This is a genomic window from Amorphus sp. 3PC139-8, assembly GCF_040750475.1.
Classification (GTDB): domain Bacteria; phylum Pseudomonadota; class Alphaproteobacteria; order Rhizobiales; family Amorphaceae; genus Amorphus.
Genome location: NZ_JABJVY010000012.1, coordinates 13681 through 39063, shown reverse-complemented (window position 1 = coordinate 39063; position 25383 = coordinate 13681). Strand labels below are relative to the sequence as shown.

Annotated in this window: 20 protein-coding genes; 7 read left to right on the top strand and 13 right to left on the bottom strand. The window is 65.7% G+C overall.

Features of this window, described 5'->3' with window-relative positions; translation table 11 throughout:
- The first annotated feature begins 112 nt into the window (after positions 1-112).
- The 5 genes from HNS03_RS12910 to HNS03_RS12890 all read left to right on the top strand — a co-directional run bounded on the left by HNS03_RS12910 (position 113) and on the right by HNS03_RS12890 (position 6757).
- Positions 113-1648: an efflux transporter outer membrane subunit gene (locus HNS03_RS12910; protein WP_367195849.1), complete on the top strand. Its 1536-nt coding sequence runs from the start codon at positions 113-115 to the stop codon at positions 1646-1648.
- Positions 1649-1693: 45 nt separating this feature from the next.
- Entirely contained in the window at positions 1694-2902 is a 1209-nt protein-coding gene (locus HNS03_RS12905; protein ID WP_367195847.1) for a multidrug effflux MFS transporter, read from the top strand.
- Entirely contained in the window at positions 2899-4125 is a 1227-nt protein-coding gene (locus HNS03_RS12900; RefSeq protein ID WP_367195846.1) for an efflux RND transporter periplasmic adaptor subunit, read from the top strand. Before HNS03_RS12905 ends, HNS03_RS12900 begins: the two co-directional genes overlap by 4 nt.
- The gene (locus HNS03_RS12895; RefSeq protein ID WP_367195845.1) at positions 4126-6084 is read left to right on the top strand and encodes a MacB family efflux pump subunit; all 1959 of its coding nucleotides are present in this window, start codon (positions 4126-4128) and stop codon (positions 6082-6084) included. It begins immediately after the preceding gene.
- Positions 6085-6301: 217 nt separating this feature from the next.
- The gene (locus HNS03_RS12890; RefSeq protein ID WP_367195843.1) at positions 6302-6757 is read left to right on the top strand and encodes an acyl-CoA thioesterase; all 456 of its coding nucleotides are present in this window, start codon (positions 6302-6304) and stop codon (positions 6755-6757) included.
- A gap of 71 nt (positions 6758-6828) precedes the next feature.
- Here HNS03_RS12890 and HNS03_RS12885 read toward each other — a convergent pair whose 3' ends face one another.
- The 3 genes from HNS03_RS12885 to ligA all read right to left on the bottom strand — a co-directional run bounded on the left by HNS03_RS12885 (position 6829) and on the right by ligA (position 11053).
- Complete coding sequence (locus HNS03_RS12885; protein ID WP_367195841.1) at positions 6829-7863, bottom strand: DUF1176 domain-containing protein; 1035 nt, start codon at positions 7861-7863, stop codon at positions 6829-6831.
- Positions 7864-8024: 161 nt separating this feature from the next.
- Positions 8025-8843, bottom strand: a complete 819-nt coding sequence (cysQ, locus tag HNS03_RS12880) for a 3'(2'),5'-bisphosphate nucleotidase CysQ (protein ID WP_367195840.1) — start codon at positions 8841-8843, stop codon at positions 8025-8027.
- A gap of 86 nt (positions 8844-8929) precedes the next feature.
- Complete coding sequence (gene ligA / locus HNS03_RS12875) at positions 8930-11053, bottom strand: NAD-dependent DNA ligase LigA (protein WP_367195838.1); 2124 nt, start codon at positions 11051-11053, stop codon at positions 8930-8932.
- A 171-nt stretch (positions 11054-11224) separates the two neighbouring features.
- On the opposite strand from ligA, the gene HNS03_RS12870 reads away from it, so the two are divergent.
- Both HNS03_RS12870 and HNS03_RS12865 read left to right on the top strand, forming a co-directional pair.
- Entirely contained in the window at positions 11225-11800 is a 576-nt protein-coding gene (locus HNS03_RS12870) for a YceI family protein (protein ID WP_367195836.1), read from the top strand.
- A gap of 124 nt (positions 11801-11924) precedes the next feature.
- Positions 11925-12497, top strand: coding sequence for a cytochrome b (locus HNS03_RS12865; protein WP_367195834.1), 573 nt, complete (start codon positions 11925-11927; stop codon positions 12495-12497).
- A 9-nt stretch (positions 12498-12506) separates the two neighbouring features.
- Here the strand turns inward: HNS03_RS12865 and recN are convergent, their stop codons facing one another.
- The 10 genes from recN to murG all read right to left on the bottom strand — a co-directional run bounded on the left by recN (position 12507) and on the right by murG (position 25373).
- Positions 12507-14177 carry a DNA repair protein RecN gene (recN, locus tag HNS03_RS12860; protein WP_367195833.1) on the bottom strand — a complete coding sequence of 557 codons (1671 nt, stop codon included), beginning with the start codon at positions 14175-14177 and terminating at the stop codon, positions 12507-12509.
- Positions 14178-14258: 81 nt separating this feature from the next.
- Positions 14259-15080: an outer membrane protein assembly factor BamD gene (locus tag HNS03_RS12855; protein ID WP_367195831.1), complete on the bottom strand. Its 822-nt coding sequence runs from the start codon at positions 15078-15080 to the stop codon at positions 14259-14261.
- A 497-nt stretch (positions 15081-15577) separates the two neighbouring features.
- Positions 15578-16513 (bottom strand): UDP-3-O-acyl-N-acetylglucosamine deacetylase, encoded by a 936-nt coding sequence (lpxC, locus tag HNS03_RS12850; RefSeq protein ID WP_367195829.1) that lies wholly within the window; start codon positions 16511-16513, stop codon positions 15578-15580.
- A 397-nt stretch (positions 16514-16910) separates the two neighbouring features.
- Positions 16911-18704: a cell division protein FtsZ gene (gene ftsZ, locus HNS03_RS12845; protein ID WP_367196004.1), complete on the bottom strand. Its 1794-nt coding sequence runs from the start codon at positions 18702-18704 to the stop codon at positions 16911-16913.
- 95 nt (positions 18705-18799) lie between these two features.
- Complete coding sequence (gene ftsA / locus HNS03_RS12840; protein WP_367195827.1) at positions 18800-20128, bottom strand: cell division protein FtsA; 1329 nt, start codon at positions 20126-20128, stop codon at positions 18800-18802.
- Complete coding sequence (locus HNS03_RS12835) at positions 20125-20970, bottom strand: cell division protein FtsQ/DivIB (RefSeq protein ID WP_367195825.1); 846 nt, start codon at positions 20968-20970, stop codon at positions 20125-20127. The genes ftsA and HNS03_RS12835 overlap by 4 nt, the downstream gene beginning before the upstream one ends.
- Positions 20958-21878, bottom strand: coding sequence for a D-alanine--D-alanine ligase (locus HNS03_RS12830; RefSeq protein WP_367195823.1), 921 nt, complete (start codon positions 21876-21878; stop codon positions 20958-20960). Before HNS03_RS12830 ends, HNS03_RS12835 begins: the two co-directional genes overlap by 13 nt.
- 2 nt (positions 21879-21880) lie before the next feature.
- Complete coding sequence (murB, locus tag HNS03_RS12825; protein ID WP_367195822.1) at positions 21881-22837, bottom strand: UDP-N-acetylmuramate dehydrogenase; 957 nt, start codon at positions 22835-22837, stop codon at positions 21881-21883.
- Positions 22834-24252 carry a UDP-N-acetylmuramate--L-alanine ligase gene (murC, locus tag HNS03_RS12820; protein ID WP_367195820.1) on the bottom strand — a complete coding sequence of 473 codons (1419 nt, stop codon included), beginning with the start codon at positions 24250-24252 and terminating at the stop codon, positions 22834-22836. Before murC ends, murB begins: the two co-directional genes overlap by 4 nt.
- Positions 24249-25373 carry an undecaprenyldiphospho-muramoylpentapeptide beta-N-acetylglucosaminyltransferase gene (murG, locus tag HNS03_RS12815; protein ID WP_367195819.1) on the bottom strand — a complete coding sequence of 375 codons (1125 nt, stop codon included), beginning with the start codon at positions 25371-25373 and terminating at the stop codon, positions 24249-24251. The genes murC and murG overlap by 4 nt, the downstream gene beginning before the upstream one ends.
- Positions 25374-25383 lie beyond the last annotated feature (10 nt).

Sequence of the window (25383 nt, the reverse complement as noted above, 5' to 3'; positions counted from 1 at the left end):
AAGCGCTCACCTTTCGATAGGCTCGAGCACGTTTTGCGAAGGTTCCCGTCGGACTTCGACAGATCGTGCGTTCAACCGTTTTCAGGCGAAGTGGCAGAGAGATAGGCCGTCTATGGTCGATCGTTTATGGCGTATCTCATCGACCAGCGGACTGAGGGTCGTCGGCGCGAGCGTGCTCGCGGCAAGCTTACTGGCCGGGTGCGCTGTCGGCCCCGACTATCAACCGCCCCGGCTCCCGATCCCGACCGCTTGGGCCGCCACCGGCTCCGCCACGACACCGAAGCCGCCGGAACTCGCGGACTGGTGGATGCGATTCGACGATCCGCTCTTGACCGCCATCATCGACGAGGCGGTCAAGACCAATCTCGATGTTCGCACGGCCAAGGCGAATGTCCGAGAGGCGCGCGCAACCTACCGCCAATCGGTCGGTTCGCTCTGGCCTTCCGTCGACGGCTCCGGTTCCTACACCCGCGCCAAGAACGGCTCCAACGTCTCCAGCGGTGGCGACATCACGGTGAGCCGGGCTTTCGACCAGTATAATGCCGGCCTGGATGCCAGTTGGGAGATCGATCTCTTCGGAGCCAACCGGCGCAGTGTCGAGGCAGCGAAATATGGGCTCGATGCGGCCGAAGAGGAGTTACGCAACACGCTTCTGACCCTGATCGGCGACGTTGCCACCAACTATGTCTCCGCACGCGGCTATCAAGCGCGGATCGCACTCGCCAAGCGTACGGCGGCCTCCCAGCGCGAAACTCTCGGCCTGACCGAAACCAAGTTCCGAGAAGGCTCGGCCTCCCGGCTCGATGTCGCCAGCGCCAAGGGACAAGCCAACGCAACGGAAGCCAACATCCCGGCACTCCAGACCAGCTACGCGGAGGCCGTCAACCGGCTGTCGATCCTGACCGGCCGGGCGCCCGGTGCCCTCACCGACCGCATGCGCACGGTCAAGCCCGTGCCCTCGCCGCCTCTGCCGGTCGCCACCGGCATTCCGGCGCAGACACTGCTAAACCGACCGGATGTGCGTGTCGCCGAGCGCCAGCTTGCCCAATCCACCGCCCAGATCGGCCAAGCCCAGGCGGCGCGCTTTCCGAATGTCAGTCTGACCGGTGCGATCTCCACCTCCGGCGTGGAGGTGGGCGACCTTGCGCAAAACTCCTCCATTAGCTGGTCCTTCGGCCCGAGCCTTTCGGTTCCCGTTTTCAATGCCGGTGAGTTGAAGGCCGCCGTCGACGCCTCCAAGGCCGTGCGCGACCAATCCTATCTCGCCTATTTCTCGACCGTCCTGACGGCGCTGGAAGACGTGGAAAACGCGACCGTCGCCCTCTCCCAGGACCAGATCCGACGCCGCAAGCTTGCGGCCGCGGCTCGCGCCTATCGGGACGCCGTCGATCTGTCGCGCACCCAGTACCGGGCCGGTGCCTCCAGCTTCCTGGATGTTCTGGATGCCGAGCGCTCGCTCTATTCTGCCGAAGATTCGCTGATCGAAAGCCGCGTCTCGATCGCGACGGACTATATTGCCCTCAACAAGGCGCTTGGTGGTGGCTGGGACGGCACCATCGACACCATCGCGCCTGAAATCGCCCACGACGACATGGGTCCGCGCCTCGCAAAGACCATCCTTCCGCCGTTGCCTCCGATCGCGCCGTAACGCCGGCAGCGACCGGATGCCCTGCTTTCCCGAACCAGGCTTCGTATGACACCGACCGAAACTCCCGCCTCAGCCCGGCCGACCATTTCCCATGTCCGGCTCGTTTGGATGCTCGGCCTTCTCGCCGCGTTCGCGCCGTTCGCCACGGATATGTATCTGGCGAGTTTCCCTGCGCTGGTTGAGACCTATGCCGCCAGCGAGGCGCAGGTTCAGCTCGGCCTGTCGATGTTCTTTCTCGGCCTGTCCGTGGGCCAGCTCATCTATGGCCCGGTGATCGACCGGTTCGGGCGCAAGACCCCGCTTCTCGTCGGCATCGTCGTGTTTATCGCCGCCTCGCTCGCCATCACTGTGGCGCCGTCGATCGAAGCGTTCGTGCTCCTGCGCTTTCTGCAGGCCACCGGCGGCTGCGCGGGCATGATCATCGGACGCGCGATCATCCGTGACCTTTTCGACGAGCGCGAAGGCGCCCGCGTGCTCTCCATCATGATGATGATCATGGGGGTTGCGCCAGTGATCGCGCCCAGCCTCGGCGCGACCATTCTCGGTTTCGCCAACTGGCAGGCGATCTTTTTTGCGCTCACGCTCTTCGGCCTGCTCTGCCTGGCGCTCGCCTCGATGTGGCTGCCGGAGACGCTCCCTCAGGCGCAACGCCAGTCGATCCACCCGCGCGAAATAGCCCGCGTGTTCGCCACGCTCCTCAGCCGTCGCGCATTTATCGTGCCGACGCTGGCCGGCTCCGTCGGGTTTGCCGGCATGTTTGCGTTCATCTCCGGATCGCCCTTCGTGTTCATGGAGTATTACGGCGTGGATCAACAGGCCTACGGGCTGCTGTTCGCCATCAACGCGGCCGGAATGGTTGGCGCCTCCCAGCTCAACCGGTTCCTGCTGACGCGCCTGTCCACCCGCGCGGTGTTCGCGCTTGCGCTCGCAATCAACGTGGCGGGAGGCGCCGCCGTGCTCGCCCTCGCGGTTTCCGAGGCACCGCTTCCGGCGCTGTTCGCCGCGCTCTGGATCACACTTGCCACGGTTCCCCTGATCGCCGCCAACACCATCGCCATCGGAATGTCGGCGAGCGGAACCTATGCCGGCAGCGCCTCGTCGATCATCGGCGTGCTTCAGTTCGCCTGCGCCAGCCTTGCAAGCGCCGCTGTCGGCCTGCTTTCGGACGGCACCGCGGCAGCCATGGCCACGGTCATCTTCGCCTGCGGTGTCGCGGCTGCGCTCATCCTCCTCCTGACCGCGAGGCGAGCGTGACGCGAAGCTCCTCCAAGCGTCTCTGGAAGCGCCTCTTCCGGCTCTTTCTCCTGCTGCTCATCGTGGCAGGGGCAGCCGGCTGGTATCTCTATCCGCGGCTGACGCAGAAGGAAGCGCCAACCGTTCTCACGGTTGCGGCCAAGGTCGGCAACGTCGAGGAAACCGTGCTTGCGACCGGCATCTTGAAGCCCGTCAAGCTGGTGGCCGTCGGCGCCCAAGTCTCCGGCCGAGTGACTTCGATCGATGTCGGCGTCGGCGACCAGGTCGCCGAGGGCGACCGTATCGCCAGTATCGATTCCACCAATCAGCAAAACGCCCTGAAGACGGCCCAGGCCTCGCTCAGCAACGTCCGCGCCCAGCTTGAGGAGAAGAAGGCGAACCTCGCCTACGCCGAAACCAACCTGGAGCGTCAGACCCGGCTACTCGACCAGAACGCCACCTCCCGCAACGAATACGAGACGGCCGTGGAGACGCTCGCGACCACCAAGGCCCAAATCGCGGCGCTGGAGGCCCAGATTTCCGAAGCCGAAGTGGCCGTGGAAACCGCCAGGGTGGATCTCGGCTACACCCAGATCACGGCGCCGATCGCGGGCACCGTGTTGTGGGTGGTAACCCAGGAAGGCCAGACGGTGAACGCCGCCCAGTCGGCCCCCACCATCGTTATTCTCGGCCAGGTCGACACCATGACCGTGCGGGCGGAAATCTCAGAGGTCGACGTCGTGAAAGCCGAACCCGGCCAGCGCGTCTGGTTCACCATTCTCGGGGATCCCTCGAAACGCTACGAAACCACGCTCGGTTCGATCGAGCCGGCGCCGGAATCGATCACGACCGACAGCGCCGTCACCACTTCGGTCAGCAGTGCCTCGTCCTCCGGCTCTTCCGAGGCGATCTACTACAACGGCATCTTCGACGTACCCAACCCCGACGGGCGGCTCAGGACCTATATGACCGCCGAAGTGCACATCGTGGTCGGAGAAGCGACCGACGTCGTCACGATCCCCTCCGCCGCGCTCGCGCGGCGCAATCCCGATGGAACCTACCAGGTGCGTGTGCTCGCGCCGGACGGATCGATTGCCGACCGGCGGGTCGAAATCGGGCTCAACAACGGCGTCACCGCAGAGGTCGTCTCCGGGATCGAGGCCGGCGACGAGATCGTCACCGGCGAGATGTCGGGAGCTACGGCGGCCGATGGTCGCCGGCGACCGTCTCCGATGGGCTTCTAGATGGCCGATCCCGTCATCGTCGTGGAAAAGCTGCGCCGGGAGTTTCCGGCCGGCGACGGCGTTCTTCCCGTGCTCAAGGATATCGACCTGACGATCGAAGCCGGCGAGATGGTGGCGATCATGGGCACGTCCGGGTCGGGCAAGTCGACGCTGATGAACATTCTCGGTTGCCTCGATCGGCCGAGCGCGGGCCGGTACATGGTTTCCGGCCGCGAGACCAGCCAGCTCGAGCCCGACGAGCTGGCGGAGCTCCGGCGCGAGCATTTCGGCTTCATCTTCCAACGCTACCATCTGCTTGCCGAGCTGACGGCGATTGGCAATGTCGAGATCCCCGCGATCTACGCCGGCCGCCGGCCGCGCGAACGCGAAGAACGGGCCCGCGCGCTCCTGGAGCGGCTCGGCATGGCGGATCGGACCGAGCACCGGCCGGGCCAGCTTTCCGGCGGCCAGCAGCAGCGCGTCTCCATCGCCCGCGCGCTGATGAACGGCGGCGACATCATCCTCGCCGACGAGCCTACAGGCGCGCTCGACAGCCGCTCCGGCGAGGAAGTGCTGAAGATCCTGGAGGAGCTCAACGCCGAGGGAAAGACAATCATCCTCGTCACCCACGACGCCGACGTCGCCGCCCGGGCCGGCCGCATCATCGAAATCAGCGACGGGGAGATCGTCTCCGACCGTCGCAAGGACGAACCGGTTGCCAGCTCCGACGCAAGCGAACCGGCCCCGCCCGACCGCAAACGCGAGGGCCGGCTCGGCACCGTCTTCGATCGCACCCGCGAAGCCTTGCAGATGGCGCTTCTGTCCATGCGGGCCCACAAGCTTCGGACCTTCTTGACCATGCTCGGCATCATCATCGGGATCGCCTCGGTGGTGAGCGTGGTCGCGCTGGGCTCCGGCTCGCGCGAGAAGGTGCTGGAGAATATCTCCAGCCTCGGCACCAACACGCTGGAAGTGTTTCCGGGCCAGAGCTTCGGCGACGTTCGCTCCGGCAAGATCAAGACGCTCGTCGTCGCCGACGCCAACGCGCTGGCCCAGCAGAGCTACGTTGCCGCCGTCACGCCCACCGTCTCGACCTCCGCCGTGGTGCGCTATGGGTCGCTTGAGGCCAATGCGCTCGTGAACGGCGTCGGCGCACAATATTTCGACGTGCGCGGCTCCAAACTCGCCGGCGGCCGCTTCTTCGACGACACCGCCTCCGCCGACATGGCCCAGGAGGTCGTGATCGACGACAACACGCTGACCACGCTGTTTGGCGACGGCACCGACCCGGTCGGCAAGGTCATCATCATCGGCAACGTGCCTGCCACCATCGTCGGCGTCATGCAGGCCCAGCAGGGCGGTTTCGGCTCGTCGAGCAATTTGCAGCTCTACCTGCCATACAAGACCGTGCAGTCCCGTTTCCTCGGCAACAGTTCGCTGCGCTCCATCAATATCCGCGTTGCCGACGATGTCGCGACCAGCCTGGCCGAACAGGCCGTCACCCAGTTCCTGACCATCCGTCACGGCACCAAGGACTTCTTCATCCTGAACACCGACGACATCCGCCAGACCATCACCAGCACCACCTCCGTTCTGACCGCGCTGATCTCCTCGATCGCGCTGATTTCGCTGCTGGTGGGCGGCATCGGCGTGATGAACATCATGCTGGTCGCCGTCTCCGAACGGGTGAACGAGATCGGCGTACGCATGGCCGTGGGGGCGCGGCGAAGCGACATTCTGCAGCAATTCCTGATCGAGGCGGTGCTGGTCTGCCTCATCGGCGGCACCCTGGGGATCTCCACCGCGCTCGCCTTCGGCTTCCTGTTCGATCAGCTCGGAACCGGGATCAATCTGATCTACTCCGAAAACTCTATCGTCGCGGCCTTCCTCACCTCCACTGCGATCGGCGTCGTGTTCGGCTACCTGCCGGCCCGCAACGCCTCCCGGCTCGACCCCGTGGTCGCGCTGGCGAGGGACTGAGCAAATCGTGGGAAGAGTGCTGACTGCTCCCCTCCAACTCGGAGTTGGGAAAATAGCGCCCCACAGTCGCGCCCTGTCTAAACAAATTCCAGAAAACTCATTACTGTCTCACACTTCCCGCATTGCACCTATAAAATCGCTGCACCGCAAACGCGCATTCTTCGTCCAAACGCGCTATGCCAGTGCAACACATTCTTGCGACATGAGGAGACTCGGCTTGCTTCAGACAAGCTGTACGTTCGAGGTCGACTGGAGCGACTGCGATCCGGCGACGATCGTCTACAACCCGAACTTCTATGACTGGATGGAAAGGGGCGTTAACGCGATCCTGGACGCGGCCGGATACGGCATCCGGTCCGTAATGACGCGCGACCCGGATTTCCGCGGCGTCCCGCTGGTCAATGCCGCGGCGACCTTCCACGCCCCTGCCCGCTTCGGCGATACGCTGGTGCGCCATTCCGCCATCACCCGGCTTGGCCGTTCATCGCTGGATTTCGAGCACCGCTTCTATCTCGCCGACAAGTTGATCGTCGAAGCGTCTCAGACCCGTGTCTGGAGCGCGGTCGACCCGAACGATCGCGACCGCATCCGCTCCATCCCGATTCCGGAGACTGTCCGCGCCGCCTTCGAGGCGGAGAAGACGGTCGAGATCAGGACGGTTCGGGAAGGATAATCCCCGTTTCGCCGAGACCGTCGTTAAGGGTCCTATCGCTCACGGCTGCGCGAAGGGTGGCCGACCGCGGCTCAACAGCCCTCGGACCGAGATGTCTGGCCCACCTCGAAGCCATCGTTGCGATAGGGCCAGACGGTCGTCCGGGTGCAGCCCTGCCCCATCGACCAGGTCCCCACCAGGTCTCGGTTGCGACCGTCCCAGGCCAGGTCGCCCGCTTGGGTCTCCGTGACCGTCTTGCCGCCGGACTCGGTCTCCAACTCCACCAGCGAGGGTACTCCATCGTTGGGCGCCAGGATCGCCACACGCGGGGCGTTGTTGCCGGGCTGGCCGCAGGGCAGGACGAACAACGTTGTCTCCGCATCGAGCGAGACGGAGACCGCGTCCGCAGCACCGAACGCCTTGGCGTCGATCTGATCGCAGCTTGTCGAGGGATCGGACCACACCGTCTTCACATCGGACGGGATGGCGTCGGCACTGGCGATCGCCGTCGCCGACGGACCATCGACCGGCGTGGTCTTGCCCGGCCGGGCAAGAGCGGTCGTGGTGCCGACGCGGTTCTGCCGATCGTCCAGCCAGAGCGCAAGCGCGGTGAAACCGTCGAGTGAGACCCGCTTCTTGATATCGGGATCGGCCGGCGTCTTGCCGGACACTTCCAGCTCCGCCGTCGTCGCTTGCTGCATCATCTGCGCGGCAAGCCCGTCGATCCGCACCGGTCCAGCACACGGAACCAAGCCGTTGCCGTCGAGGTGGCGGGCATAGGCGGCAAGCGGGCCCGTCGGCGCGCTATCGAGCAGGTTCTCCCAGTCCACCTGGGAGCGGCCGATATCCGTGCTGGCGAGCAGCGTCGCGCCCTCCACGGAGAGATACCAGCCCGGCCCGGTGCCCGTCTCGTAGGGTTGATAGCAGGCAAACACCGGCTCATCCGCCGACGGCGCGCGAAACAAGACGAACTGGCCGTCGCCGGTCTCGGTGAAAATCGAGCAGACTCCGGAGCTCAGGCAGTAGCCTTTCCAGGCTTCATCGGTCTTGTAGAGCGGCGGAACGTCCTGGGCGGCGGCCGGCGCGGCCAACATGGCGAAGGCGAGAAGCGAAATCGTCGAGCGCATGGGCATCCTCCGAGGGAAGAGCACGATGGGAAAAACCGGAACCATCACATCGCGCCCCCCGCTTCGGACGATTTCCGGCCGGTGGCCGATGATCATCCCGGTGATAGCGCCCGCGATCCGCACACGCTAGACACAGATTGGCGAAGGGATCCGGCGTCGTCTCATTCGCCTCCGAGCAGAACCGGATCGAGGTTACTCCCGGAGGCGACGAACCAGGGATTGAGAAAATCCTTTGCGTCGGCCCGGCCGCGCTTGCCATAGCCGAGCGGGACGCCATCGAGCGTCACCGTGACACCGCCGGCAGCCCGCAGCACGGCATCGCCTGCGGCCGTATCCCACTCCATGGTCGGCGCAAGGCGCGGATAAAGATCGGCTTCTCCCGCCGCGATCCGACAGAATTTCAGGGACGAGCCGGCATTCACGATCTCGGCCGCCTTCACCCGCTCGATGAAGGCATCCGTCTCCGGCGAGCGATGCGATCGGCTGGCCAGCACCGTCGGACCCGCAGCCGGCGCCGGGCGCACCGCGATCGGCCGGCTGTCGACGATCGCTCCATCCCGCACCTCGGCACGCACGGCCCCCTCGCCCACCGTGCCGTGATAGATCTCTCCCATGGCCGGCACATAGACGACGCCAGACACCGGCGCTCCCCCGACCACCAACGCGATGTTCACCGTGAACTCGCCGTTGCGGTTGATGAACTCCTTGGTGCCGTCGAGCGGATCCACCAGAAAAAAGGCCGGCGCTGCCTCCGGCACCCGCCCAGCCGCGACTTCCTCCTCCGCGACCACCGGGATTTCCGGCGCAAGGCGTCTCAGATGTGCCAGAATCACAGCCTCGGCGGTCTGATCGGCTTCCGTGACTGGAGAGCTGTCCGCCTTGGTCTCGACAGTCATGTCGCCGGCGGCGTAGACGCGGAGAATTTCGGCACCAGCTTCGATGGCGGCAGGGATCAGGTCGGTCACGGCGGGACGCGTCATGGGTCTCGACTTGGCCTCTTGGGGATCTTGGCTTGTGAGGGAGGATTCAGACACACGGGTTGGTGCGGGCGCCCGTTATGCAGGTCTCATGCCCCATTTGCCAGGGCGATCCACTCGTCCTCATCGAGAATCTCAAGGCCGAGCTCCTGGGCCTTCTTCAGCTTGGAGCCGGCACCGGGCCCCGCCACGATCATATCGGTCTTGGAGGAGACCGAGCCGGAGACCTTCGCCCCCATCGCCTCGGCGCGCGCTTTCGCCTCGTCGCGCGTCATCTTCTCCAGCGTGCCGGTGAAGACGATGGTCTTGCCGGCAACCGGGCTGTCGACGGTGCGCCCAACTTCGTCTTCGGGCGTCACCTCCTGCAACAGATCGGCGACAGCCTGTCGGTTGTGCGGCTCGGCGAAGAAGGCGGCGAGCGCTTCGGCAACGGTGTCGCCGATCCCGTCGATCGCCACCAGGTCGTGCCTGGCCTGTTCGTCGCCCTCCGAAAGCTTCGTCATCGCCGCTTCGAACGCCGACCAGCTCCCATAGGATTCCGCCAGGATCTTCGCAGTGATGTCGCCGACATGGCGAACCCCGAGCGCGAACAGGAACCGGCGAAGCGCAATGGTCCGGCGGCTGTCGATCGCGGCAAACAAATTCTTGATCGAAGTCGCGCCCCAGCCCTCGCGATCCTTCAGCTTTTTGAGGTTCTGCTTGTCGCGAGCCTCTAGGGTGAAGATATCCGCCGGCGTTTTCACCAGACCGTCCTCGTAAAAAGCCTCGATCTGCTTCGCCCCTAGCCCCTCGATATCGAAGGCAGCGCGGGAGACAAAGTGCTTGAGCCGTTCCACCGCCTGAGCCGGACAGACCAGGCCGCCGGTGCAGCGGCGCACAACGTCTTCCTTGCCGGTGCGCGGATTGACCTCCCGCACGGCATGGCTGCCGCAAACCGGGCATTCCGTCGGAAACACGAACGGCTCGGCATCCTTCGGCCGGTGCTCGGTCAGCACCTTCACCACCTGAGGAATCACGTCGCCGGCGCGCTGGACCACGACCGTGTCGCCCACGCGCACGTCCTTGCGTTTGATCTCGTCCTCGTTGTGCAGCGTCGCGTTGGAGACCACCACACCGCCGACGGTCACCGGCGTCAACTTGGCGACCGGGGTCAGCGCACCCGTCCGGCCAACCTGGATCTCGATCGCGTTGAGTACCGTAGTCGCCTGCTCGGCCGGGAATTTATGCGCGATCGCCCAGCGTGGCGAACGCGAGACGAAGCCGAGCCGGCGCTGATAGTCGAGCCGGTCGACCTTGTAGACCACACCGTCGATGTCGTAGCCGAGGCTTGCCCGGTTTTCTTCGATCTCGTGATAGGCGGCGATCAGATCCTCAGCGGAGGAACAGACGCGCATCAGCGGATTGGTGGTGAAGCCCCAGTCCTCGAAGAGGCCGACCATGGCGGACTGGGTCTCGCGCGGCAGCTCCGGGATCTCGCCCCAGGCATAGGCGAAGAATTTCAGCGGGCGGCTCGCCGTCACCTTGGAATCGAGCTGGCGCAGCGATCCGGCCGCCGCATTGCGCGGATTGGCAAACACTCGACCGTCGCTTTCCTGCATGCGCTCGTTGAGGGCACGGAAGTCGGCATGGGTCATATAGACCTCGCCGCGCACCTCGATGCGCTCCGGGGCGTCTTTCGGAAGCTTGGTGGGAATGTCGGCGATCGTGCGCGCGTTCTGGGTCACCGCCTCGCCGGTGGTGCCGTCTCCGCGCGTGGCCGCGACAACGAGCGCCCCGTTCTCGTAGCGTAAGTTCAAGGACAGGCCGTCGATCTTCGGCTCTGCCGTGAACTCCAACGGATCATCGGCGGAGAGCCGCAGGAAGCGTCGAATGCGAGCGACGAAGTCCGCCACGTCCTCGTCGGAAAAGGCGTTGTCGAGAGACAGCATCGGCACGGCATGCTGCACTGCAGCGAATGCGTCGCTCGGCGCGGCCCCCACGGTCTGAGTAGGGCTGTCGGACGTAATGAGATCGGGAAAGGCGTCTTCGATCGCCTGCAGACGTTGGCGCAGCGCGTCATAGTCGGCGTCCGAGACGGTCGGCGCATCTTCCTGATAATAGCGCTGGTCATGGCCACGGATCTCCGCCGACAGCCGCTCGTGCTCGGCTTTCGCCTCCGATTCGTTCAGATCGTCGACCGGTTTGTCTTGCTTATCTTCTTGCCCTTTCGCCACGGTCCGCTCCGCTCACCCTGATCACGCCTTCGCGATCTCTGTCGCACAGATTCCCGTTTTCCGCGACTGTCGACAGATCCTGAACAGCCTGTCTCGTTCAAGATCGTTCACAACGGCTGCGAAATTTCCATCTTGCGCTCTGTTCGCAACTGCACAATGGAGCAGAGCCATATGTTGATCCGTACGCTTGCCCTTTCGACCGCGCTCACCCTCGCCCCCGTCGCCGCCTTTGCCGACTGGCAAATCGACCCCTCCCATACCGCCGTCGTCTTCGAGGTCGAACACTTCGGCTATTCTGAGGTGACCGGCGTGTTCCCGAAGGTGGAAGCCACGATCGACACCTTCGATCCGGAGAACCTGGAGACCGCGTCCTTCGCCGTCACGCTCGACGCCACCGCCGTCACCACCTTCTGGGACGCCCGCGACGAGCACATCAAGAGCGCCGACTTCCTGGACGTCGAGACCTATCCGGAGATCACTTTCGTCTCCACCGAGATCAAGAAGACCGGCGACGACACCGCCGACGTCACCGGCGACCTCACCATCAAGGATGTGACCAAGCCGGTCACCTTCAAGGCGACCATCAACAAGGTCGGCGAGAGCCCGGTCATGCAGGGCACCGAAGTCGCCGGCTTCACGCTCACCGGCGAGATCGACCGCACCGAATTCGGCGTCGACACCTACGCCCCGGCGATCGGCGCGGTGCTGCCGGTGACGATCAACGTCGAACTGAACAACAAGAGCTAACTCTTAGAGCCGTTCTGCTTTTCATGAACTCGCCGAACGGCTCTAACCGTTTCTTTTAACGCGGTTCCGGACGGCGAACCGGTTCCCACTTCGCCTGGAAACGCTTTAGGGGCAGACAGCCGCCATGCGGACGAAGAACACCACGGAGCGCTGGGGCTGGCTATCCCGGTTCCTGCACTGGTCGATTGCGGCCCTCATCCTGTTCCAGCTCGCGCTGGGGCTCTACATGACGGACTTCGTGTCCGATATGACCGAGCAGTTCGACCTGTTCCAGCTCCACAAGAGCTGGGGGTTCGTGGTGTTTTGCCTGGCGGTAATCCGGGTCTCCTGGCGGCTTTTCAACCGGCAAACGCCGCATCTGCCGGCCGGCACGGCCGGCTGGCAGCGGGTCGCCTCCCATCTCAGCCATGGGCTGCTTTACCTGCTGATCCTGGTGATGCCCTTGTCGGGCTGGGTCATGTCGGCCGCCTCGCCCACCCAGGACTATCTGAACATCCAGAACATGGTGTTCGGCCTGTTTGCGATGCCGGACCCCTGGGTGCCGGGCGTGCGTTCGCTCTCCGATGCCGCCGGCGAGGTCCATGAGATCAGCGCCTGGATCATGCTCGCCATTCTGGCGATCCACGTCGCCGCCGCGCTAAAGCACCATCTCATCGACAAGGACGATGTTTTGAGGCGCATGACCTGGGGACGCTAACCCCCGAAACTATGCGTGCGTGGCCGCCATCAGCTTCGAGGCGGCCGCGCGCGCTTCATCGGTGATGGTCGCGCCCGACAGCATGCGGGCGATCTCCTCCAGACGGTGATCGCCGTCGATCAGCCGAACGCGTGTCGCGACCATCTCGCTGGAAAGCGGCTCCTTGGCAATCAGCATGTGGCCGCTTGCCCGCGCCGCCACCTGAGGCGCATGGGTGACCGTCAGCACCTGAACGGTCTCCGCGAGCCGGGCAAGCCGCATCCCAATCGCCTCCGACACCGCACCACCGACGCCGGAATCGATTTCGTCGAACACCAGCGTCGGCGCGGAGCCCCGCCCGGCCAGCGACACTTTCAGCGCCAACAGGAAGCGCGACAGCTCGCCGCCGGAAGCCACTTTCATCATCGGTCCAGGCCGGGTGCCCGGATTGGTGCGCACCCAGAACTCGATCTGATCGATCCCATCCGGACCGCCTTGGTCGTTCTCTCGGTCGATCTGGATTTCGAACGAAGCACGCTCCAGCTTCAACGCCGGCAGTTCGGCACCAACCGCCGCCTCCAACGTGCGCGCGGTCTCCGCGCGCGCCTCCGACAGCGACTGAGCAGCCGCACGATAAGTCGCGACGGCCTCCTCGACGTCCTGTTCGAGGCGGGCGAGCTTCTCCTCGCCGGCGTCGAGATCGGCAAGATCCGCCGCCATGCGGTCGCGCAGCGCGGCCAGATCGTCGACCTGAACCTGATATTTGCGGCCCGCCGCCCTCAGGGCGAACAGCCGCTCCTCGGTCTGCTCCAAAACCTTCGGATCGAACTCGGTCTTGGCAAGCGCCTCTTCCAGCGCGGTGCGCGCCTCTTCCAGATGGTCGAGCGCATGCCCGATGGCGTCCGCGGGCGCCTGCAACAGCTCCGGCGCGGTCTCCGCCTTGCGCGCCAGGCGACGCATCAGGCTGGAGAGCGACGGGATCGGTGAGGCCTGGCCGTCGAGCTCGGCATGGGCCTCCGACAGATCGCCAGCCACCTTCTCCACCTGCATTATCTGCTGACGCTTCTCGGCAAGCTCCGTCTCCTCGCCGGGCATCGGCTCCAAGGCGACCAGCTCGTCCACCGCGGAGCGCAGATAATCCGCCTCGCGCCGTGCCGCCTCGATCCGTCCGCGATGATCGGCCAACGCGCGTTCCGCCTGTCGTCGCGCATGCCAGGCCGCACGCACGGTGCGCAACTGAGGAGACAATCCACCGAACGCATCGACCAGCTCGCGGTGAACGGCCGGGTCGATCAGCGCCCGGTCGGCATGCTGGCCGTGTATCTCCACGAGTGCCGCACCCACTTCCTTCAGGAGCCCGACGCTCACCGGCTGGTCGTTGATGAATGCCTTGGAACGTCCGTCGCCGGACTGAACCCGGCGCAGAATAAGATCGCCATCGGTATCGATGCCGTTCTCCGCTAAGCGCTCCAGCACCGGATGGGCCGCGCCGACATCGAACACGGCCGACACCTGCCCGCGCTCGCACCCTTCGCGCACCAGCCCCGCATCGCCGCGTGCGCCAAGCGCCAGCGAGAGCGAATCGAGCAGGATCGATTTGCCCGCGCCCGTCTCTCCGGTCAGCACCGTGAGCCCGCCGGTGAAATCGAGATCGAGCCGGTCGATCAGAACGATGTCGCGAATGGAAAGGCGCGTCAGCATGGCGTGCGACGGACAAGCGCAGCGGACCCGACCCGCCCTCCGGCGCGCGCTGACGCGCCGGCGCGGGTCATGGCCGTCGGATCACAGGATACTGCGAACGCTGAAGCTGTCGAACGCTCGGCTGATCCAGCTCTTCTCGTTTTCGCTCGGCTCATAGCCGCCCTTCTTCAGGAGAGAATAGGCGTCCTTATACCACCGCGAATCGGGGAAGTTGTGCCCGAGAACGGCGGCTGCCGTCTGAGCCTCGGGAATCACGCCGAGCGAGTAGTAGGCTTCGGTCAGGCGGAACAGCGCTTCCTCGACGTGCCGGGTCTGCTGATATTGCTCGACCACTACGCGGAAGCGGTTGATCGCGGCGACATAGTCGTCGCGCTGCAGATAGTAGCGCCCGACTTCCATCTCCTTGCCGGCGAGCTGATCGCGGGTGATCTGGATTTTCCGGCGCGCATCCGTGGCGTATTCCGAATCGGGATAATTGCGCACCAATTCGTCCATCGCGGCGAGCGCCTTCTGGGTCGTTTCCTGATCGCGCTCGACGGTCGGGATCTGACGGAAGTAGGAGTTGCCGATGATGTAGTGCGCGTAGGCCGCGTCCTTGTTGCCCGGATAGAGCGCCAGGAAGCGCTGCGCGGTGTTGATCGCCTCTTCGTAGCGGCCGGTCGAATAGTAGGCGAACGCCAGGTTCACCATCGAGCGCCGGGCATACTCGGTGTAGGGATGCAGCCGGTCGAGCTCGCGGAACTTCACGATAGCCGCGCGATAGTCGCCATCGTCCATCAACACGAGAGCTTCATTGTAAAGCTGGTCCGCCGGAACGTCCTGGAAGGCCAGGTTGTCGGCGTCGTCGGACGAACAGGCGGACAGGGCCAAGACCGCCACGACGGCAACGACGCTCCGCTTCATAAGCCGCACTCTCGTTCTCCCGCCTCTTTCCACGCGCAGGCACCGCCGGTGGCGCGACCCCGCGCTCAATTGGTGCGGGGCCAGACGTAACCGATCGTACCGATCCTGGCCATAGGGCCGCCAAACCCTCCAGCCATTCGATCCGAATGACCACCGCTTTCGGTCCGTTGTGAAAGACCGTTTGCCCGGCAGGGTATTGGGATCGGTGCTGACGTCAGATTTGAGCAGAACTGTGGCGCTGCGCCGAGATCGCCGCCATTCAACGGGATTCGTTCGACCTGAGCGAAAGACCGCGAATCGCAGTCGTCATGGACACGGCTCCGGCAAGTGCGTTTCCAGGCGAAACGACGACCGCTTCCGCCGTTCGCAAACCCGTCGAAGCGAGGAATGGGAGCCGGCCCGCGATTCCGAGAAAAGAGGAACGATCTAGAGATCCCCGGAGAGCAACATGCGCCGACGCTCTCTGATGTCTGCGGCGCGCGCGAAGACGGTTGCGCTCAGACCCGCTCTTCCAGGTCTGCGATGACCCGCTCCACCGGCCGCTCGATCTTCGCGGCCGCCGGCGCGGGCACCATCTCGTAGGCGGAGGTGTCGGACAGGAGCGCCTCGACCATCGCCACGTTGAGGCGATGACCGCCCTTGTAAGAGCGGTAGCAGCCGAGAATCGCGTGCCCGGCCAGCGCCAGATCGCCCACGGCATCGAGCGCCTTGTGGCGAACGAACTCGTTCGGCCAACGCACGCCACCGGCATTCAGGATCCGGTCGCCATCGATCGCGACGGCGTTGTCGAGCGAGGAGCCGCGCGCCAGGCCCATCTTCCACAGCATCTCGACTTCGTGCAGAAAGCCGAAGGTCCGCGCCCGCGCCAGCTCCTTGCGAAAGAAACCGGGCGTCAGGTCGAACACCATATTCTGACGGCCGACGAGGGTGTCGCTGAAATCGATGGTGATGTCGAAACGGGGCATGTCGCTCGGCAGCAGTTCGCCCACCGAGCCGTTGATCTCGACGCGGACCGGCTTCACCACGCGGATCATCCGGCGACGCTTCGTCAGCGGAAACAGGCCGGCGAGCTCCAGCTCCTCGACGAACTCCGCTGCGCTGCCGTCCATGATCGGCAGTTCCGGACCGTCCACCTCGACCAGCGCGTTGTCGATCCCAAGCCCACGGAAGGCGGCCATCAGATGCTCGACCGTGCCAATGCTCCGGCCGTCGGCGCCGGCAAGCACCGTACAGAGCTTGGTCGCGGCAACGGACTGCCAGAGCGCCGGAATCGCCGGACCGGCGTGTCCGTCGGTCCGCACGAACCGAATGCCCGTGTCGGCTTCGGCAGGCGAAATCGTGATCGTAACGTCGGCACCGCTGTGCACACCGACGCCCGTCAGCTCAACCGTACGTGCAATGGTCGTCTGAAGGGCTGTATCGTGATGCACCATCGGTTCGCCTTACTGCCCGCGGAACGCCGGGCTCTGGGGTCGGCCGATAGCGGCAAATGCCGCCCGACCGATCGTTTCGGACGGGGCGACCCTACCGATGGTGCCCTGCAGCACCGAATCAAGCTCTGTTACGGAATGTAACGTGGTGGATGAAAGGTAACCGGAGCCCGAAAATCCGCGGTTTTCGGCGCTTTTCCGATCAGCGTTCTCTGCTGCACCGCCGAGCGCATTGCATCCGTGAGAGGGCCTTTGTGACAGAATCGGCGGCCCCGCGCGCTGCAGCTCTAGGCGAATCCGACTCGGAAGCGACTCGCTTCCCCTCAACGAAAAAGCCTTCCCGATGGGGCCACCGGGAAGGCTCGAACGTCTCGCTCACGAAACCGCAAGCGGCATCTGGTCAGGTCGCCTGCCGGCGCAGGAAGGCCGGGATCTCGAGCTGATCGTCCTCGCTGTGGGTGCGGGACGCAGGACGGGTGCGCGCCTCCGGCTCCTGGCCACCGGCCGGACGCTGCCGGCGGTAGGTATCGCCCTGAGGACGGTTCTGCGGGGCCGGACGGCGAGCCGAATCGGTATTTTCCTGGACACGACGCACCGGAGCCGCCGGAGCGTCCTCGCGCGGGGCCGGAGCGGGCGCCGGCGCCTCCTGGGGGGCGCGGGTCGCCTGCGCCCGCGGCATCGGCCGCTCGGCTTCGGCGTGATCGTCATACTCCTCGTCGCGGCGGCCGAGACCATTGGCCAGCCGGCGAAGAAGGCCCATCGGGCGGCGATCGTCGGCATCGGCCGGCTCCTCGCGGCGGCGCATCTCGCGCTGAGCCACCGGCGGGAACTCGTCGACCTCCGGCATGCGGGGCACGCGAGCCGGCGCCGGCGCACGCGTCTCTTCGCGCGGTTCCGGCTTCACTTCGCGAGCGACCGGAGCGGGCGCCTCCTCGAAGACCTCCTCTTCGATCGCAAGCTCTTCCTCGAACGCGTCCTGCTCGAGGTAAGGATCGGCCTCCAGTTCCACCGCCGCAGCGCGAACCGTATCCTCACGCTGTTCGTCGGCGTCGACGTCGGTGCCGAGATCGGCGGCCACCGCGGACAACGCCGCCTTCGGGACCGAGGTCTGGGCCTGCGCCCGCGGACGGGCACCGCCACCGCCGCCACCGGTCGACTGGCGCAGACGCTCCGTTAGCGCGACCACCCGGTCGCCCTCGTCGTCATGATCGCCATACTGCTCGAACGGCTTGTCGATCCCGGTCGCAACCACCGAGACGCGCATCATGCCGTCCAGCGATTCGTCGAAGGTCGCACCGAAGATGATGTTCGCCTCGGGATCGACTTCCTCGCGGATACGGGTGGTCGCCTCGTCCACTTCGAACAGGGTCAAGTCCATGCCACCGGTCACGGAGACCAGAAGGCCGCGAGCGCCCTTCATCGAGGTCTCGTCGAGAAGCGGGTTGGAGATCGCCGCTTCCGCAGCCTGCATCGCCCGGCCCTCGCCGGAGGCTTCGCCCGTGCCCATCATCGCCTTGCCCATCGAGCGCATGATCGAGCGCACGTCGGCGAAGTCGAGATTGATCAGGCCTTCCTTAACCATAAGATCGGTGATGCAAGCCACGCCCGAATAGAGCACCTGGTCCGCCATTGCGAAGGCATCGGCGAACGTGGTGCGCTCGTTGGCGATCCGGAACAGGTTCTGGTTCGGGATCACGATTAGCGTGTCGACGTGATGCGACAGCTCCTCGATGCCGGCGTCGGCAAGCTTCATCCGCCGGTGGCCCTCGAAATGGAACGGCTTGGTCACCACGCCGACGGTCAGGATGCCTTGGTCACGGGCCGCCCGGGCAATCACCGGGGCCGCGCCGGTGCCGGTGCCGCCGCCCATGCCGCCTGTGATGAAGGCCATGTGGGCGCCCGACAGATGGTCGGCGATCTCGTCGATCACCTCCTCCGCCGCGGCCCGGCCGACATCCGGCTGGGAGCCGGCGCCGAGACCCTCGGTCACGGCAATGCCCATCTGGATGACGCGTTCGGCCTTCGACAGGCTGAGCGACTGGGCATCGGTGTTCGCCACCAGGAAATCACAGCCCTGCAGGCCGGCCTGGATCATGTTGTTGACGGCGTTACAGCCCGCTCCGCCGACGCCGAACACCTGAATGCGCGGCTTCAACTCGGTCAGGTCGGGGCTCTTCAGGTTGATCGACGGCATATCACCCTCACTATTCTTCTCCGCCCCGCCGCTGTCGCGGGTGGTGTTCGGCCAATCCCATTCGGTGCCGAATTCCGGTTCGTCTTGGTTGCCCATCAGAAGCTCTCCCTCAGCCAGCGTCCGACCCGGGCGAAGTAGCCGTCCGTGCCGGTCAGGGCGAAGGTGGCCGCGCGTTCCGACCCAGCGGTGTCGAGAACGGCGACCTGCGGAAAGATCAGAAGCCCGACAACGGCAGCGAAGGAGGGCCCCTTCGCGGCCTGCGGCAGCCCGGCAATGCCGAGCGGCCGGCCAAGTCTGACCGAGCGGCCGAATTGCGACCGCGCCACGTCGAGGAGTCCTGTGAGCTGGCTGCCACCACCGGTCAGCACGATACGCCGGCCAACGCGGCTGGAGCAGCCGGACGCGACCAACCGGTCGCGCACGAGCTCGAGGATCTCCTCGGCCCTAGGGCGAATGATTCCGTTGAGCGCGGCGCGCGGCACCTGCAAGGGTGCGCCACCGTCCTCCTCGCCGACCGGATGAATGGTCAGCATGTCGTATTCGTCGCTGGAGACCGATACGCACGAGCCGTGCAGCGTCTTCAGCCGCTCCGCGTCGTCCACGCGGATCGAAAGGCCGTTGGCGATGTCGAGGGTCACGTGATGCCCCCCGATCGCGATCGCATCCACATGGATCAGCCGGCCATCGGCGAACACCGCGATCGAGCTGGTGCCGCCGCCGATATCCACCACCGCCGCACCCAGCTCCGCCTCGTCGTCGACCAGGGTGGCCAAGCCGGAGGCATAGGGCGTCGCGACCATCGCCTCGACGTCGAGATGGCAGCGGTTGACGGTCAGCGAGAGGTTGCGCTGGGGCGCTTCGTCGGAGGTCACCACATGGACGTCCACGCCCAGACGGCTGCCCACCATTCCGCGCGGGTCGCGGATGCCTCGCTGTCCGTCCAAGGTGTAGCCTATCGGCAGCGCATGCACGACCGATCGTCCCTGTCTTACCGAGTGAGCGCTGCCGGCCGCCAAAACCTTTCGTATATCGTGATCACCGACGGATTCACCGGCGAGATCGACTTTGGCGGTAAAGGTTTCGCTGCCTAACCGACCGCACGTTTGGGTAAGGATAAGTGATTCGACCGTAACTCCGGCCATTCTTTCTGCGGCGTCCACCGCCAAACGCACGGCATGTTCGGCCTGATCGAGATCGACGACCACACCGGACTTGATTCCGCGGGCGCGCTGATAGCCGTAACCGACCACTTCGATCGAGTGCGACCGGCCGGGCAGCACCTCCTCCGGCGGACGCGGCTTCAGCCGCGCGATCAGGCAGGCGATCTTGGTCGACCCGACGTCGAGCACGGTCACGATCGATGCCCGACGGCTCGACAGCCGCGTGGTTTCCAGCCCGTTGCGGTACGGCAGGAACACGCTCATATGCGCGCCTCCCGCCGACGGTTGGAAGAGCCGCCCTTATCGTCACGGGCTAGCGCATCTTCGCTCGGACGGATGGCAACCCGATCGGGAAGCCGCACGTCGATGGAAACGATGTCGCGATCGAACAGGCCCTCGCGCAGATCCAGCTCGACCAGCCGGGCAAGCGCCTCCCGCGCGCCGTCGGCCGGCAACTTGAGCTGGACGCCGTTGACGAGCACCACGTCCCAGCGCCGACCGCCCACGAAAACGAGGGCACGCGTGCGCTCGGCAATGCTCGGATAGGCGGCGAGCAGATCCAGAACGTCGTCGGCGTGCGCGTTGGCACCGGCCCCGACCAGAAGCGGAAGATCGATGAAGCGTGCGTCGAGACCGTCGGCGAGAACGTCGCCGTCGCGGTCGATCACCGCCACGGAGCGCTCATGCTGCCAAAGCGCGGCCGCCTGCTTCTCCTCGATGCGAATCGACACGGTTCCCGGCAGCGCCTTGCGCACTGAGGCCTGTTCCACCCAGGGAAGATCAAGGAGCGCGGTACGGGCCGATTTCGCGTCGAGCGTCAAAAGCGAGGAATCCGGACCGATACCGAGAGCGGCGAGGATCGCGCTCTCGGAGGTTTCGCGCTGACCTTCCATCCGGACCTGAGCAATCCGCAATCCGGCGGCGGAGCCGAACGTATCGAGCACTGTGGCGGTATGGCCGCCATAGGAGACGCCCGCCGCAACGGACGACACCAGGACCGCAAGGGCGGCCGCGGTCCCGAGGCCGAGCGCACCGGCGCGCCCGGTTCCGGAGCGTCGCCCCGTCCCCCGTCCGCTTCGGCTCGTTCGTCCTGCTACCGACCGCAACTCGCGTCCTCCACCAACCAGCTCACCAATCGCTCGAAGCTGTAGCCCGCATAGGCCGCCATCTCCGGAACCAGCGATGTCTCCGTCATCCCGGGCTGGGTGTTAACCTCGAGACAGATCAGCGTCTCGGTCGCGTCGTCGAACCGGAAGTCGGCCCGGGAGACGCCGCGACAGCCAAGGGCCCGGTGTGCTTCGAGAGCCAATCTTTGAACGGTTTGGTAAATATTTGGTTTAAGTTCGGCCGGGAGAATGTGTTTCGACCCGCCCGGCAGGTACTTGGCGTCGTAGTCGTAGAAGGCGTCTCCGACCGGCACGATGTCGATGACACCAAGCGCCTCGTCGCCCATGACGGCGCAGGTCAGCTCCCGTCCGGGGATGTAGCGCTCCACCATCACCGCTTCGCCGAACTGCCAATCCTCGCGGTAGAGTTCCTGCGGTGGATGGGTCGCCCCTTCCCGCACGATCAAAACGCCGAAGCTGGAGCCTTCGGCGACCGGCTTCACCACGTAAGGAGGGTCCATGACGTGGGCGCGCGCCACCTCGTGCCGCTCCACGAGCCGGTGCGCGGTCACCGGAATGCCGGCAGCCTCCATCACGGCCTTCGCCTTGATCTTGTTCATCGCCAGCGCGGAGGCGAGCACCCCGGAATGGGTATAGGGGATTTGCATCACCTCCAGGATTCCCTGGATGCAGCCGTCTTCGCCGAACGGACCGTGCAGTGCGTTGAACACCACATCGGGCTTGAGCTCGACGAGGCGCTGGGCGACATCGCGCTGGACGTCGACACGCGTGACCCGATAGCCGGAGCGCTCGAGGGCTTCGGCGCACGGCTTCCCGGAGGCCAGACTCACCGGCCGTTCCGCCGACCACCCCCCCATGAGCACCGCAACGTGGGTCCCTGCCGCCATAATCAGCTCTCCGTAAATTCCGGGATCGTCACGCCCTGAGGCCAGGTCCCGATCCGCTTGATTTCCCAGTCGAGCCGTACGCCAGAGGTCGCAAGCACCCGCGCCCGCACCGTCTCGCCAAGGCGCTCAAGATCGGCTGCGGTGGCCTCGCCCGTGTTGATCAGGAAGTTGCAGTGCATCTCGGAGACCTGGGCACCGCCGATCGTCAGGCCCCGGCAGCCGGCCTGGTCCACCAACTGCCAAGCCTTGCCGTTCGGCGGGTTCTTGAAGGTCGACCCACCGGTCCGGCTTTTCACCGGCTGCGTCGCCTCACGGCTCTCCGTGATCTTGTTCATCTCCGCCCGGATCTCCTCGCTCTCGCCGGGCTCGGCCTGGTAGAGCGCCTCGGTGAAGATCAGATCCGCGGCCGCCGAGGAATGGCGGTAGGCGTAGCCAAAGTCCGCGTTTGAGAGGACGTGGACGTTCCCCTCGCGGTCGACGGCCCGCGCCTCGATCAGCCGATCCTTGGTTTCGCCGCCATAGGCGCCGGCGTTCATGCGCAATGCGCCGCCGATACCGCCGGGAATCCCGCGATAAAAGGCCAAGCCTGCAAGCCCCGCATCTACCGCCGACCGGGCGAGCCGAACGTCGGGAACCGCAGCGCCGACGCGGATGCGATGGCCGTCCTCGACCGTGATCTTGCCGAAGCCACGCGCCGATAACCGGATCACGACGCCCTCGACCCCGCCGTCGCGGATCAGAAGATTGGAGCCGAGCCCGATCGGCAGCACCGGCACATCCGCCGGCAGTGCCGCGAGGAAGGTCGCAAGATCCGCTTCGTCGGCGGGCTGGAACATCAGCTCCGCCGGACCGCCGACGCGAAACCACGCGATATCGGCAAGTCGAAAATCGGGCTGAAGCACGCCGCGGATGTCCGCACCCGCACGTCCCAGAGCCTCGAAGAGGTCGGATCCGCTCACGCGCTCTGTCCTTCCGACAGTGCTTCAAGCTGGCCCGGAAGCACATGCGCCCATTGGGTGATCGATCCAGCCCCGAGGCAGACAACATAGTCGCCGGGCTTGGCGACCTTGGAGATCACCCCGGCGAGCGCCTCCGGCCCCTCCAGCGCGGTGACGGCACGATGGCCATGGGTGCGCAGGCCCGCCACCAATCCATCGCGGTCGGCACCCGAGATCGGGCTTTCGCCGGCGGGATAGACGTTGGCGACCACCACCGCGTCGGCGTCGTTGAAGCAGGTGCAGAAATCGTCGAACAGAGCTTTCAGGCGGGTGTAGCGATGGGGCTGCACCACCGCGATCACCTTGCCCTTGGTGGAGGCGCGCGCGGCCTTCAGCACGGCGGCGATCTCGACGGGGTGATGGCCGTAGTCGTCGAAGATATCGACGTCGTTCCAAGTACCGGTGTGCGTGAAGCGCCGCTTCACCCCGCCGAAGCTCTGCAGCCCTGCGCGAATCGCATCCGGCTGGATGCCCAGCCGATCGGCGACGGCGATGGCGGCCGTGGCGTTGGAGATGTTGTGCAGCCCGGGCATCGGCAGCACAAGATCGGAAATGGTGTGCTCTTCGCCGGTGATCCGGTCGTAGAGATGGACATCGAAACGGCTGACGCCGCGTTCCGCGACCACATTGGTAAAGCGGACATCGGCCTGGGGGTTGGCGCCATAAGTGATCAGGCGGCGATCCTCGATCCGCCCGACCAGCGCCTGCACCTCCGGATGATCGAGACACATCACGGCGAAACCGTAGAACGGAACGTTTTCCACGAACTGGAAGAATGCCTTCCGCTCGGCCTCGAAGGTGCCGTAGTGATCCAAGTGTTCGGGATCGATGTTGGTAACGATCGCGATATCGGCGGGCAGCTTGACGAAGGTTCCGTCGGATTCGTCGGCCTCCACCACCATCCAGTCGCCTTCGCCCATGCGCGCGTTGGTGCCATAGGCGTTGATGATGCCGCCGTTGATCACGGTCGGGTCGAGCCCGCCGGCATCCAGAAGGGCGGCAACCATCGAGGTCGTGGTGGTCTTGCCATGAGTGCCGCCGACGGCGATCGACTGTTTCAGCCGCATCAGCTCCGCCAGCATTTCCGCCCGCCGCACCACCGGCAGAAGCCGCGCACGGGCTGCCATCAGTTCCGGGTTGTCGCGCTTGACCGCGGAGGACACCACCACCACGGCGGCATTGCCGAGATGGGCCGCGTCATGACCGATCGCAACCTGGATGCCATGCTCGCGCAGGCGCTTGACGTTGGCGCTCTCGGAGATGTCGGTCCCCTGCACGGTATAGCCGAGATTGGCCAACACCTCGGCGATGCCGCTCATGCCGATGCCGCCGATCCCGACGAAATGGATCGGGCCGATGTCGGAGGGCAGCTTCATGGGCGGGGTCCTTCTGTCTTGGGTCCGCGCGCCGAAAGCCCACCGACCTCTTCGATGAAGTCGGCCAGGCGTGCGGCAGCGTCCGGTTGGGCAAGGGTCGAGGCCGCACCGGCGGCCGCGACCAGACGGTCGGGCTCGGCGGCCAGTCCGGCCAGGAGTTTGGACAGCCGGCCAGGAGTGAACTCGCTTTGGTCGATCATCCAGCCGCCGCCCGCCTCGGAAAAGGCCTGGGCATTGGCGCGCTGGTCCTGATCCAGCGCATGGGGCAGCGGCACCAGGAAGGCCGGCCGCCCAATGGTGGCCAGTTCGGCAACCGTGGAGGCGCCGGAGCGCCCGATCACCAGATGCGCGGCGGCGATCCGCTCGGGAAGATCGCCGAAAAAGGGCGCGAGCTCGGCGTCCACATCGGCCTCGCCATAGATCGCCTTCACCGCATCCAGATCTTCCGGCCGACACTGCTGCACGATCGACAGGCGCGCGCGCACCGCGTCGGGCAGATGCTGAACGGCGACCGGAACGACCTCCGACAGGACACGCGCCCCCTGGCTGCCGCCGAACACCACGAGCCGCAGCGGGCCATCGGCCGTCGGCGCTTCGTAAGGTGTAGCGGCAGCGATCACCCGCGGGCGCACCGGCATGCCGGTATGGCGCGGCGGCTTGGCACCGCTGGCAAAGCCGCGCGCATTCGGAAACGCAACCGCTACATGAGCGAAGCGGGAAAGCAGCTTGTTCGCCCGACCGAGCACGGCGTTCGCCTCGTGCGCGACGACCGGGACACCCAGCAGCCGGGCCGCATAGGCCGGGGGCAGCGTCGGATAGCCGCCGAACCCGACCATGGCGGCCGGCTTGATCCGCCTTAGAAGCCGTGCCGACTGCACGAACCCGGACCCGAGCCGGACCGCGGAGCGAACGAGGGCGGCAGGCGCCATCCGACTGTTCAGCGAGCCGGACGCCACGATGTGCATGGCGCGGGCCGGAAAGGTCGCCCGGTAAGGCTCGGCCCGCTCGTCGGCGATCAGCTCGACGGTATGGCCGCGCCCAGTGAGCTCGAACGCCACCGCTTCGGCGGGAAACAGGTGCCCGCCGGTGCCGCCGGCTGCAAGGAGGATGGTTCCGTGCATGGCGCGGTCC